General features: G+C 35.7%; 10 protein-coding genes. 3 read left to right on the top strand and 7 right to left on the bottom strand.

The genetic code is table 11. The annotated features are described in order from the left end of the window. Positions 1–243: 243 nt before the first annotated feature. The gene (locus tag PRVXT_RS01675; RefSeq protein ID WP_350343969.1) at positions 244–1,389 is read right to left on the bottom strand and encodes a DUF3800 domain-containing protein; all 1,146 of its coding nucleotides are present in this window, start codon (positions 1,387–1,389) and stop codon (positions 244–246) included. A gap of 563 nt (positions 1,390–1,952) precedes the next feature. Between PRVXT_RS01675 and PRVXT_RS01670 the strand changes: the two genes are divergently transcribed. Genes PRVXT_RS01670 through PRVXT_RS01660 form a run of 3 tightly spaced genes read left to right on the top strand, consistent with a single transcriptional unit; the run spans position 1,953 to position 3,098 of the window. Continuing rightward, positions 1,953–2,318 (top strand): hypothetical protein, encoded by a 366-nt coding sequence (locus tag PRVXT_RS01670; RefSeq protein WP_350343968.1) that lies wholly within the window; start codon positions 1,953–1,955, stop codon positions 2,316–2,318. A gap of 38 nt (positions 2,319–2,356) precedes the next feature. Continuing rightward, on the top strand, positions 2,357–2,806 hold the full coding sequence (locus PRVXT_RS01665) for a hypothetical protein (RefSeq protein WP_350343967.1): 450 nt from the start codon (positions 2,357–2,359) through the stop codon (positions 2,804–2,806). Beyond that, a complete protein-coding gene (locus PRVXT_RS01660; RefSeq protein WP_350343966.1) occupies positions 2,796–3,098 on the top strand; it encodes a hypothetical protein in 303 nt (100 codons plus the stop codon). The genes PRVXT_RS01665 and PRVXT_RS01660 overlap by 11 nt, the downstream gene beginning before the upstream one ends. On the opposite strand, the gene PRVXT_RS01655 is transcribed toward PRVXT_RS01660, so the two are convergent. From PRVXT_RS01655 to PRVXT_RS01630, 6 genes are all read right to left on the bottom strand, one after another. After that, on the bottom strand, positions 3,057–4,244 hold the full coding sequence (locus PRVXT_RS01655) for a hypothetical protein (protein ID WP_350343965.1): 1,188 nt from the start codon (positions 4,242–4,244) through the stop codon (positions 3,057–3,059). The genes PRVXT_RS01660 and PRVXT_RS01655 overlap by 42 nt on opposite strands. 9 nt (positions 4,245–4,253) lie before the next feature. Then, positions 4,254–5,801: an AAA family ATPase gene (locus tag PRVXT_RS01650; protein ID WP_350343964.1), complete on the bottom strand. Its 1,548-nt coding sequence runs from the start codon at positions 5,799–5,801 to the stop codon at positions 4,254–4,256. A gap of 201 nt (positions 5,802–6,002) precedes the next feature. Beyond that, complete coding sequence (locus PRVXT_RS01645) at positions 6,003–6,728, bottom strand: M48 family metallopeptidase (protein WP_350343963.1); 726 nt, start codon at positions 6,726–6,728, stop codon at positions 6,003–6,005. Between the two features lie 14 nt (positions 6,729–6,742). Then, the gene (locus PRVXT_RS01640) at positions 6,743–9,841 is read right to left on the bottom strand and encodes a type I restriction endonuclease subunit R (protein ID WP_350343962.1); all 3,099 of its coding nucleotides are present in this window, start codon (positions 9,839–9,841) and stop codon (positions 6,743–6,745) included. Between the two features lie 44 nt (positions 9,842–9,885). Next, complete coding sequence (locus PRVXT_RS01635; RefSeq protein ID WP_350343961.1) at positions 9,886–11,049, bottom strand: restriction endonuclease subunit S; 1,164 nt, start codon at positions 11,047–11,049, stop codon at positions 9,886–9,888. A gap of 113 nt (positions 11,050–11,162) precedes the next feature. Beyond that, positions 11,163–12,692 carry a type I restriction-modification system subunit M gene (locus tag PRVXT_RS01630; protein ID WP_350343960.1) on the bottom strand — a complete coding sequence of 510 codons (1,530 nt, stop codon included), beginning with the start codon at positions 12,690–12,692 and terminating at the stop codon, positions 11,163–11,165. Positions 12,693–12,699 lie beyond the last annotated feature (7 nt).

The raw sequence follows: 12,699 nt of genomic DNA, 5'->3' as shown, positions 1-12,699 counted from the left end.
TTGCCCTATTCTTAGTTTTATAGTTTGTTCTTTACCGTAGTAGCGTGGGGACTGCTCTTGAACAGCTGATAGGTGGGAACTTTGTGTAGTCAGCCTTTGTTGTGCTTGTTGGTATAGTGATCGTCCATATGGCTTTGAAGTATCATAAGTTTTGCGTTGTTATATAAGATATAAAAGTTAATGGATATGTTTATAAAATTTGGGACAAGGTTCCTGTCCCCTTGGCTCATTCTTGTATCCATCCTACTTTCTGAACAAGTGGAAGCTGTCTTTAAGTATCTGATTAGTACCATTATCATTAAGTTGATACCCTAACTTTTCAAGAATTTTTTTTCCACTTTTCTCGGAAAATTTTAAATGCCATATTGAAGATTGATGTTCAAAAACACTATTTTTTTCTGTAATAGTACTTTTCAATAGTTCAATATCAGATTCTCCAACAAAGTTGGAATTATCTATAATATTCTTAACTAATCTAGCAACATGCCCTACTAATAAATCTGAAGCCAATATCATGAATTCATTTTCTGATTCCTCTACAACTTCTATCGGCACTTCAAGACGCTCACTTATTTCCGCAAACTGACTGTCTTGTATTCCCAATGTGTCTACCACAAGTCTTAAATTTCTATAATGATTTCTTAAATTCTGTATCATTTCATACAGGGATGGTTGTACCAAAATAGATTTTTTTGAAACCTTTATTCCCGTGGTATCTTTCAATTCTTCCCCGATTAATTCTTCGTATATTTTTTTCGCGTCGAAATTCTCAATTTTAAAAATGTTAGATATTTGTTCAAAGCCTTGTTTATAGAAAAGTGATTCAAGCTTCTCTATTATATTGTAAATACATTCACTATGAATATTTTCATCATTAATAATATCTCCAATGTAAGTACACAATCTTTGATCTGTACTTATTATATCAGCCAAGGCTTTTTTAGTCATTTTGATTGGCGGTAAATATTTCTTTGCATTTTCATACGATACATTAATACCTTCTGTATTACTTATTATTTTAAAATATTCAAATTCATTAGGAAAAGTAAGGTAGCCATTCACTTTACAATTAGTCTGACAATCAAAAAATAATTCTACTACTTTGCAAGCTATCAAGTAATTTTTCTCAAAGCACACAAAATATGGAACAGCATTACTCTTTGACATTAACTCTTTTGATAAATTAATCACTTTTTTTATTCCTTTATGAGATGCAAAACTTTTAGACTTCAGCTCACCTTGATGCTTTTCCGCAAAACTTTTAACTATAGAATTAGCTTTTTCTAGATTATCTTCAGAAATTATCCACCCCCCATAAGTAAAGTATGGTTGACTTTTGTCATTCCAATTATTACCTGTGTTAAAACATTCATCTAAATAAAAAATCATACAAACTCCCTCCCATTAATACTGGTTTTAAGCGATTTAAACTATACATCGCCTGTTATAAAAGCTTTATATTTTTAGTTTAAAAAGGACCCCCGCATTTATCGATTTATAAAGTAATCAAAACATAGATTCGATTAATAAGAAGGGATGAATACCCCTTGAAAAATTATAACAAATTTTCTTTTGCTGACTTCTATGGTATTACTTCATGGGGGCCTTTTAAGCTATATGGTTTATGTGAGCTGCTTCTAGCACTGGCAAGGTTTTTCCCCTGTGATGCTGCATCTTCTTTGGTATACATCAGTTATTAGGACCTTAAATACCCCTTGCACTATCCTTGTTTTATAGTTTGTTCTTGGCCGTAGTAGCGTGGGAACTGCTCTTGAACGGCTGATATGTGGGGACTTTGTGTGGTTAGCCTTTGTTGTATCTGTTGGTATAATAATTGTTTATGGTAAAGTAAAAATACAATAAACGGCCGTCAAAAATACAAAAAGTAATTGCCAGTACAATCCAATCAATATATCCTTTTAAGTGACCACAACTTAAAAGGGGGAAAGGATGTGCTGACAATTACTCAATTAGATTATATACGAAAAATGTATTTTGAGAAAGGCCTAAGTTATTCTGAAATAGAAAGACGCACTGGTCATAATTATCGCACAATTAAAAAATACTTAGAAAAAGAAGATTTTAATGTAAAGCCTAAGAAAAAATCCGGTCCTACAAAATCGGACTTGATCAGACCTTATGTCAGAGAAATACTAGAAGAAGATAAGGATAAAAAGAAGAAATACCGACATACTGCCAAGAAAATACATGAGAGATTAAAGGCAGAACGTCCTGGTAAGTGTCTGATTTCTGAGCGGACAATGCGAACTTTAGTAAAAGAAGAAAAGCAAAAGGTCTACTTTCGCCTAAGTATGTAGGCAGTTATGTATGGGTAAAAATTCTTGCTAACGAGTTGGTGATTTATGATAAAGACTATCGTGAGATAACAAGGCATAACAGGCTTTTTGAAAAGGGCAAAAAATCTACACATTGGATGGACTTTATCGACGTTATCGTAGCAAGACCAAGAGCATTAAAATATTCAGGGTTTTACTCTTTACTTCCGGATAATTGGAAGTCATATACAAATGAAATGGATAGTGAGGATTTAAAACAAAGTCTAAAGTTTTTAAAAATGTGCTTACTTGAAAAAGATATGGCATTTGCGGAGAAAGTTTTAGCTGAAAACATAAGGAAATCTGTTAAAGAAACTGCTGCTTTATGGACAACTTACTACCGTCTTACAGAGGATGTCTCCGTTTACCACCAAAATCATTCACCCCCTGCTTTACCTCGCCTCCCAGACTATGACATCAGTGCAGAATCCTACAACTCACTTATGGGAAGAATGAGAGATGATAGATAAAATTAAATTTTACCAAAAAAAACTGAGTATATCCAATTCGCTAATGGATATATGTGACGGACTTGAGTTTAGATCTAAAGAACAATTTTTAATGGATTTACTTGAAGAGCTGTATAAAGAAAGATTAGAAAGAAGCCGAGAAAGGAAATTGAAAGCTGCTAAATTTCCAGTAAAGACTTATACTAATAAAAGTGGACCAAGGATCCTGCCTCCTTGGCTCATGCTTGGTTTTATGACCCAGAGGTTTTCCTTAGTTAACCTCTTTCACATTCTGTGGACAACATCCCCATGATACTATATCTTCACACAGTTGGTGCCAGTCTTCTTCTATATAAGTTGGTAATGAAGCAAACAACTCCTTTGATTTATTATACTTGTAATTAAGCTCTACCAAAACATTGCGGGGGATTTCTTTCCCTTCTTCTAGTAATTTTTCTTTTTCTTTTATTATGGAGAGTAACCCACCTTCTAAAACCTGTTTTTGAAACTTATTTTCTAAAACTTTATTACCAATACCATTGAAAATTGTTTTATTGTTATCATTAGTTAAGCTGCAAGCAAGTAGGTTTTCTGTTTCTAATCCTTTTATTACGTTTTCATATAAACCTCGCCCTATATAAGTTCCAACTTTAAATCCATCTTTAATATCAAGATACCTTAATACATTTTCATACTCGGGGTAAGGCTCTAATTCAGATAAGAATCTTAAAATTTCCTCATGAGGCGGATTCTCTATAAGAAGGAATAATGATGGTGGAACTAAGTTTTCTTTTTCTCTTAATTTCATTTCATGTAACTTTATTACATTAGATGTTTTTGTTTTTTTATATACCTTTAGCGCTTCATCAAATGATGGCCCGGGCCTACTTTCATGGTGATCCTTATCTGTATCAACTATAAGCAAAATAAAAGCCTCATGACCTCTTTGCAATAAACTTGTTACTGTACGGTCTGCTTGATTGCCACTACAACTATCTGGAAAAAATTTAAGGTTTACACCATCAAAGTTCCTTTTTCCTCTCATCATCTTTTTACATAGAGACTCATAAAACCCACAGTCCGATAAATCCTCAGATACCAAATAGGACTCCCTCAACTTTTCAAATCTATCAATTGGCACCCAATACTCATTTCCTTCTTTAAAAAAATTATTACCTTTCTTATGCGCTACTACTTTGCAGTTCAATCTATCTTGAAGTCCCGCTATAAATACATACTGTGAGCTTATACTTGTGAACATGCGTTTGCTAGTATTTTCTAATAGTTCGCATTTACAAAGATATTCAAGTGTATAAACATCGCCTATAACAAAATGTTCTTTATCAGCATAAGCTCGTGCAATTGTATTTAAACTTTTTATAACCTTAGAGCAATAGTTAAGCTCTTCCTTATTTTCTCTAATAAAATCAATTACGGATTCATCTATACTAATTAGCATTATAACAAATTACCTCCTTGGAGCATCTGGTTCAAAAAAACCAATTGGCCAATTTTTTAACGCCCCATTTTCAGTAAACTCCATTGACTCTATTTCAGTTTTATAATTTTCTACTTTATCAAATAAGAGTACATTAACATCATCTTTACTCAGAAATTCTCTTGCAATTAAGTGTCCCAATCTATTTACCATGGTCTCGCTATGAGTTTCAATTATAAAACGAATTTCTTTATTATGGCTACTAGCTTCTTGAACGATTCTCGCAAAAAGATCAACTAATTTCGCTTGAAAAGCTGGATGCAAATGAAGTTCAGGCTGCTCAATTACAATTAAGCTATCTACTGTTCTATAGAGAGAATAGGACCTAACACGATTTTTTACTCTTTGCGCCTGCCATAATAATACGATAATAGGTAATATTTGAGAATAACCATAACCAGTATCTGCTAAGTTATAACTTTGGTTAGTATTTTCGTCTTTCATGACCATCGAAACATGCCCTTGCTTTTTAGAAATTGAAAACTTAAGATTAAATCGCTCTTGTGTCCACTTTTCGAATTTGTCTTTTTCTGAATCTGTTAAATTATTTAGAAACATAGGGATATTATCACCACTAGGATCGATTTCGTCTACAGATAAACCTTGTATCCTATAATATCTTTCTGCATTTGCTCTTACAGGCTTCATATATTTCACTGACTGAATTGATTTTGAAATCAACTTATTACATATATCTAGAATATGGTTAATTTCTTGTGCAATAAGCAAATTATTAATTTGCTTAAACTCTGATGTCTCTATGTCTAGAGATTTCAGATTCTCTTTTAACTTATTTGGAAAGTTACTTTTAATCATAGCATTATACATATTTCTTTTATTTCCAAATACTATGTTTGCTATTGCTCTTCTAATAGTTTCTTCTTTAGTTGAACTATGAGCTTTTTTTAAAAAGAGTTTAACTAACTGACTCTTATAGGGTAAAAATCCTTGATTCTTATACCTGAAAAATTCTTGGCTATTATATGTTATAAACCTTTCATCCGCTATCTCTGGAATCAAACCAAAAGGGTTCGAATCCCACCTCAAATCATTAGTGATCATTGATTCATCATTTACAGTAAATTTAGATATTTGCCCTTTATCTTTAAACTCTAGTTTAATCTTTTGGTCTGCCATGCAAACTAAAAGGTCTGCTAAATAATTTTTTTTTACCCCCAATTCAACATTTATACTATCTTTATCATCAAAATCAAAACCCGACCTCCTGAAGATTAATTTATTCTTTTTTATGCTAAAAGTAAAACCAAACTCTATCGTGTCATTCTTTACAACATTGTTTTTAGCAGTTTCAAAGTCACCAAAATCTACACCATATTCGTCAAACCACAATATAGGTTCAGAAGTCTTTCTTGCAATTGATTGTTTAAACAAGGGAAATGTTCTAAGAAAGGTACTCTTTCCAGAACTATTTTTTCCCACTAAAACGGTTATTGGGCTAATTTTAATTTGTTGAATATCTACCAACGACCTGAGCCTATTAATACTTATTTCTTCCATTACTTACACCTCCATATAGCCTAAGTTGTGCCAAATTTAAAGCACTAATTTGCATACATCAATTTAGTACAGGTAAATATTACCTCCAATTAAACCTTTTCTACATTCTTTTGAAAATTCCTTTATTTTGTTCAACGAAAAAGACAGCTTAACTAAAATCAAGCTGTCTTTTCTAAATATGTCATCTTATTATATTTATCCCTACAACTCCCGCACTACTTCCTCATCTAGTATCTTCTTCCGTTCTTCCCAGTCAGGCATTAGAATGTTTAGGGTTTGGTAGAAGTCTTGGTTGTGGTTGTTGTTTTTGAAGTGTAGTAGTTCGTGTAGGATTACGTAGTCTATGCAGTGTTTTGGGGCTTTTATTAGGTCTTTGTTTATTAGGATTATGTTTGTTTCTATTAGAGCTGAGCCCCAGCGGGCTTTCATTTGGCGGGTTTCTAGGTTTGGTTTTTTTATGCCGTATTTTCCTACTTTGGGGTACATTTTATCTAGGGATTTTTGAAAGGTTTGTTTAGCTTTTGTGCGGTACCAGTTTTGGAGTAGTTTTGCTTTTTTGTTGTGGTTGGTTTTGTCTTTTACATATAGGTGGATAAAGCCTCTTAAGTATTTTACTTGCTCGATTTCGTCAGTTTGTTCTACCTTTAGTCGGTATTGTTTGCCTAGGTATTTGAAGGATTCACCGCTTACGTATTCCCGTTCGCTTTGCGGCTGGGGAGCTACTTTCTCAAATTTTTTCTGCTGCTTTTTTATCCAAGAACCTTTGCCTTTTACAAAGTTGTATATAAAGTCATCTGGAACTTTGTGGTTGGCGGACACTTGTACTGTTGTGTCAGGCTTTATGTTAAGGTTTACGTTTTTGACGTCTTTTCTTTGCAGTTGGAACTCTATTGTTTCTTCTCCGTATTTTACTTGATGTTTTTCCATATTAGTCACCCTATCTAGTAACGTCTTTGAGCTATTTTTTTAACTTGTTCTAGTAGTTTATCTATTTCATCTACGCTTAAATCAATGCCTTGTTCTTCAGTAAAATCAAATATTAGGTCATCTACTTCTTGTTCTATGCGGTTATGGACTTCGGGGTTGTTTTTCCAGTCTACTTTGGCATACTTTTGAATAATTTTATCCACTTCTAGTGCCAGCTTTCCTATTGCATCATAGTTAATATTACTTTCTTTATTGTCTAGGACCACTTCTTTTGTTACTCCGTAAAAAGCTTGGGCTGATTTATTTTTCTTTATGGTCTCTGGATAGTCATCAGTGGGCTCGCCTTGGCGGTAGTCATTCATAAGGTCCTTCATTTTTTCAAAGTATTCTTTTTCTGATATGCGGCGTTCTCTGTACTCGTCTAGTATATCCTGTAGTCTTTGTGAAAACTTTTTATAGTGGGCGGGGTTTTCATCCCATTTGGCGTTTATGCTTTTTGTAAGCCTTGATTGGATGGCATCTGCTTTAGCCCTTTTTGAACCTAGACGGTCTAGCTCATCTTCAAAGTCTTTTTCGTTTAGGATATCTACTGGATTGGTTATCCTCATGATATCTTCTGAGGATATATACTGGTCCATTATTTTTTGCATCTTTGCTTCGTATTCTTTGTGGTCTACGGTGTCGGAGTAGCGAAGTTTTACGGTCTTTCTAAGACTTTGGAAGAACTTTAGATCTTTTTTGTATTTGTTTAGCTCTTTTTGTCCTATGGCATCGTAAATTTTTTCCGATTCTAACGCTATACCTAGGTTACGGCCAAATTTACTAAGGACTTCGTAAAAATCTTCTCGCAGTTCTTCGTCAGCTAGCAGCACTTCATACTCTTCACTGTCTCCTTTGTTCTTTATTGGTGCAAATATATCCATAAGCTCTGAGTGGTATTGTCTTAAAGAACCTATTACACTGATTACATCATGTAGTGCTCCCTTTAAATCTTCGGGATCAAAGTTTTCTAGGCCAGCGCCGGAGTACATCTCCATGGCGGTGTCCAGCCTTTCAAGTAGACCTCTGTAGTCTATGATAAAACCGTAATCCTTTCCTTCATGGAGGCGGTTTACTCTTGCTATAGCTTGTAGGAGTGTATGCTCTTTTAGGGGCTTATCGATATATAGCACTGTAGCTTTAGGGGCATCAAAGCCTGTTAGTAGCTTATCAACCACTATTAACAGATCTATTTCATCGCCATTTACAAACTCGTCTTTTATGGCATCTTCATAAGCTTCTTCGCTGCCATAGCGGTTCATCATTTTGCTCCAAAAGTTAATAACTTTGTTTTTGGATTCTTCATCTACGGCATCGTATCCCTCTCGCTTATCCGGTGGGGATATTACCACAGCAGTGTTTAAATCTCCTAACTCTTCAAAGGCATCAAAGTAGCGAATGGCTTCGATTTTGCTGTTTGTAGCTAGCATAGCTTTAAACTGTGAGCCTTGAGTTTTGTAGTTGTCAAAGAAGTGTTTGTTAATGTCAAAGGCTATCATTTCTATCCGCTGGTCCGACGATGCTATTCTTTCATACTGGGACCATTTTTGCATAACCTCATCTTTTTGCTTTTCGTTAAGATGTCGGGTAATCATTTCTAGTTTCCTGTCTACAGCGTTTTGGTTAATTGTTTGCTCCACCATCTTGCCTTCATATAACAGCGGTAAGATAGCTTTGTCTTTGACCCCATCGGCTATGGTGTAGGTGTGGATTAGCTTGCCAAATTTTATCATGGTGTTTTTTTCTTTTTTCATAAGGGGGGTTCCGGTAAAACCTAAATAGCAGGCATTTGGAAATACCCTTTTCATTTTGGTGTGCAGCTCTCCATACTGGGTTCTGTGACTTTCATCTACCAGCACAAAAACATCTTTTGATTCTATGGCGTCGCTGGTTTGGGATGCTGTGTCAAACTTGTGGACCAATGTGGTTATAATGTCGGCATTGTTATCATCGATAAGATCTACTAGGTGTGATCCAGATCTTGCTCGGCTAGCTTTTAGCCTTGTGTGGTTAAAGGTGTTATGAATTTGCTTGTCTAGCTCCACCCTGTCTGTAACAATTACAACCTTAGGGCTGTGTTTAGCAAGGTTAGATAAAATATATTTAGCTAGCATTACCATTGTTAAACTTTTGCCAGAGCCTTGGGTATGCCAAATAACCCCGCTTTGGCGGTTGCCCGCTTCGTCGTAGGTTCCTATTGTTTCTATAATTTCCTTTATGGCAAAGTATTGTTGATAGCGACATATTTTCTTTATGTCTTTATCAAAGACAGTAAAAAATTTAGTTAGCTCCAACAAACGCTTTGGATGACATAGGGAGATGATGTTTTTGTCTTGAGTGGTGGCGATTCGGTTGGTGACTAGGGTTTGTAAATGTTCGTTGAGCCACGTTTCATGCTCTTCTTTCCACACAGACCAAAATCTTTTTGGGGTGCCACAGGTGGCATATTTTACTTCGTTCTTATTTGTTGCCATAACTAGCTGAACAAACTTAAAAAGTTGTGGAATATAGTCATTGCGCTGATTACGGATAGTTTGCTCTACACCTTGGGCTACACCCATAGCTGCCTTTTTGCACTCAATAACAGCAAAAGGAATACCGTTAATGAACAGAACGATATCCGGCCGTGCCATTTCATCCCCTGTTTCTCGCTCTACGGAAAATTCCTCTACTATATGAAATGAGTTGTTTTCGATATTTTCCCAGTCTATGTATTTGAGGGTAAAAGATTTGATAGATCCATCGGGCAGGTACTCTGTATAACTGCGACCCAGCATTAAAGATTCGTATATTTTTTCGTTGGTTTTGACAAGGCCGTCAGTAAGGGGCTCGTCTAAGTCCCTGATAGCTTTTTGAATGTTACCATCGCTAAAAGAGTGCTGCTGTCCTTTGTACTCAAAGGAATTTAACTCTTTTAGTTTTTCTTCTAGAACTGAGTTGAGAAAAGGGCTATACATACTAATTCGCATCTGCTCTGCTTTTTCGGGAGCTATATACTCATACCCCAAACCTTGCAGCACTTCAATAGCAGGCTGCTGGCTTATATTTTCTTCGCTTTGACTTGAATATCTCAAAACTACACCTCCATTTCTTTGTTAAATGGGAAAAGGAGTAAAGGTTAAACCTTTACTCTGACTTTTCCCGTAAGCAATAGCTGCATTAGGCCTTTCTTTTGTTGTTTTAGTTGTTCTAGTTCTTGTTGTAGTAGCTTTATTTCTTTATTTGATTGCAAAATAATGTCTGCTATTGCTTTTTGTTCATCTTTAGAAGGTATCTTAACTATAGTTTCTGATAGACTCTTATATTTATAACTAAGTCGTGTACCACCTTGAACATTAGCTCTTATATACCTGTTAAACTGATGAGAATTCAAAAACTCTTCTAGAAAAACTGGTTCCATTTCTACAGCTCTAAAAACAACATATGCTGGACTAACAATGCCCACTGGAACATCAGCCAATCTATTAAAAACAAATTTTCCATCATCACTCATAGTTCGATAAGTAAACTCACCTTCTTTAATAATTTTGTAGCCAGTATTATTTCTGCTAGCAACTTGTTTGGAGAAATACTTATCTTGTAAGTATATACCTTTCCTTGATGAAGTTAGCACTGGATATTGGTTATGTTTTAATGTTTTATCCTTGCTTTCTTTAATAACTTCCCCCAACTTTACTTCTTCCCACTCTCCCTCAAACCCAGGAAGTCTTTTTTCTCCTGTTAGAAGCTTTTGCATCAGGCCTTTTTTCTGTTCTTTTTTCTGCTGGATTAGCTTTTCTTTTAACTGTATAGCCTTATCCCATGTTGATAGGATGGAAGCTATTTTTTGTTGTTCAGGTAGAGAGGGAATTTTTATTTCAAATCCTTTTATTTCTGCACTACTTAAATTAGGAAAAGTCGAACCGGTTGTACAGTTTAAAAGGTTATTTACTTTGTGATCAATCAGATAGTATATATAGTCTGTAACACCCATATTTTCTCTAGCTGAGATGGCTGCAACTCCCCTACCAATACAATATTTACTGTCTGATATGTTAATTCTGCCCGTTGAACTCCCTCTTACACATAATAAAACATCTCTATTTTCACAATATTTTTTAGGTTCTACTGTCCATTGTTTAACAACAGGATGTTTTTTTGTAAACTCTGTAGGTCCATTTATTAGACCTACTCCTTTCCCTTCAGTGTTATATGAACTTCCAGGCGGTGACTGCCCCATAACGACATATGCTATTTCTTGTAATCGACCTACCCTCCAATTGTTACTTCTTTTGTTTCCCATAATTTTCACCTTCTATTTAAAGTTGTTAATGCTTTATATGTGAAATTTAACTGTCAAAAAGACTCGTTTGTTTGAAAGCTAAGCTTAAGCCTAATTATTATCATAATTATTTTCTACAATCCTAGTTCTTCCAAATATTTTTCCATCTGCTCTTCCACTTCGCTAAGTTCTTTTTTTATGTCTTTAATATTTCCTTTCACCTGTTCCATGTCCACCGGTTCTTCCTCTTCGAAGGTATCTACGTAGCGAGGAATATTAAGGTTGTAGTCGTTTTCTTTTATTTCATCTAGTGTAGCTACATAGGAGTATTTGTCTTTTATTTCGTAGTTTTCGTAGGTTTCAACTATTTTTGCTATGTCTTGTTCTCTCATGCGGTTTTGGTTTTTACCTTTTTCGTAGTTTCCTTCCCCTGATGCATCGATAAATAGCACATCTTTTCGCTGACGATTCTTTTTAAATACCATGATGCAGGCTGGAATCCCTGTGCCGTAGAAAAGTTTTTCCGGTAGGCCAATAACTGCATCTAGTAGGTTCATGTCTATTATTTGCTTTCTGATTTTGCCTTCGCTAGCTCCTCTAAACAGCACTCCATGGGGTAGGATTGTTGCCATGCGGCCATTTTCTGCTAGCGAGTAAAGCATGTGTTGAACGAAAGCGTAATCGCCTTTTGACGATGGTGGTACTCCCCACTCAAAACGGCGATGGGGGTCTAAGCTGGCGTCCATTTTAAACTTCTTGTCGTTGGCACCCTCTCCTGCAAAGCCCATAGCCCATTTGTCCAGTGAAAATGGCGGATTTGCTACTATGGCTTGGAACTTCATTAGCTTTTCATCTTCTAGGTGTAGAGGATTTGCTAGGGTATCGCCCCACTGTAACTTGGCATCGTCAATGCCGTGAAGGTACATATTCATAAGAGCTAGGGAATGGGTTGCACCATTTCGCTCTTGACCGTAGATGGCGACCTTTTTATTTGGCACCTTGTTTGCCACTTTAATAAGTAACGAGCCAGATCCACAGGTAGGGTCGTAGATACGGTCGTTCTCCTCTGGCTTAACTAGACGAGCTAGTAGCTCTGATGCCATTCCAGGGGTGTAAAACTCTCCACCTTTTTTACCGGCACCTGAAGCAAACTCGCCAATCATGTATTGATATGCATCTCCAATTATATCTTCATCACCTAGTACCGAGGGTCTTAGGTTTAATCTATTGAAGTCTTCTAGCAATGAACGTAAGATGGCATTTCTTTCTCTGGCTTTTCCTAACACCGATTCGGAGTTAAAGTCTATGTTTCTAAATACTCCTCTAAGTTTTCTGCTGTTGTTTTCCTCTATGCCTGATAGGGCTTTGTTGATGGTTTCGCCAATTTCTGGGCTGGTTCTTCTTTCATAGAGATAGTCAAAGGTTGTGTTTTCTTCTAGCACAAACCGTTCCCTGGATAGGGCACGCTCTATCCGTCTTTCATCTCCATTGTATCTTTCTGTGTATTGCTCTACGCTTTCTTTATATGAATCGCTGATATACTTCACAAACAGCATAGTCAGGATATAATCTTTGTACGTACTGGAATCTATCTTTCCTCTAAATGTGTCTGCCGCTTGCCATAGGACAGAGTTAATTTGATCTTGGGTTACTTTTTCGCTCATTTTTTCT

It is taken from the genome of Proteinivorax tanatarense (genome assembly GCF_040267685.1).
GTDB classification, from domain to species: Bacteria; Bacillota; Proteinivoracia; order Proteinivoracales; family Proteinivoracaceae; genus Proteinivorax; species Proteinivorax tanatarense.
This window is presented reverse-complemented; position numbering and strand designations above follow the sequence as displayed.

What these genes read in the sequence shown, in the direction of transcription:
- PRVXT_RS01650 (WP_350343964.1), bottom strand. Translation starts at nt 5,801, where the DNA reads ATGGAAGAAATAAGTATTAATAGGCTCAGGTCGTTGGTAGATATTCAA.
- PRVXT_RS01655 (WP_350343965.1), bottom strand. Translation starts at nt 4,244, where the DNA reads ATGCTAATTAGTATAGATGAATCCGTAATTGATTTTATTAGAGAAAAT.
- PRVXT_RS01635 (WP_350343961.1), bottom strand. Translation starts at nt 11,049, where the DNA reads ATGGGAAACAAAAGAAGTAACAATTGGAGGGTAGGTCGATTACAAGAA.
- PRVXT_RS01645 (WP_350343963.1), bottom strand. Translation starts at nt 6,728, where the DNA reads ATGGAAAAACATCAAGTAAAATACGGAGAAGAAACAATAGAGTTCCAA.
- PRVXT_RS01675 (WP_350343969.1), bottom strand. Translation starts at nt 1,389, where the DNA reads ATGATTTTTTATTTAGATGAATGTTTTAACACAGGTAATAATTGGAAT.
- PRVXT_RS01630 (WP_350343960.1), bottom strand. Translation starts at nt 12,692, where the DNA reads ATGAGCGAAAAAGTAACCCAAGATCAAATTAACTCTGTCCTATGGCAA.
- PRVXT_RS01660 (WP_350343966.1), top strand. Translation starts at nt 2,796, where the DNA reads ATGATAGATAAAATTAAATTTTACCAAAAAAAACTGAGTATATCCAAT.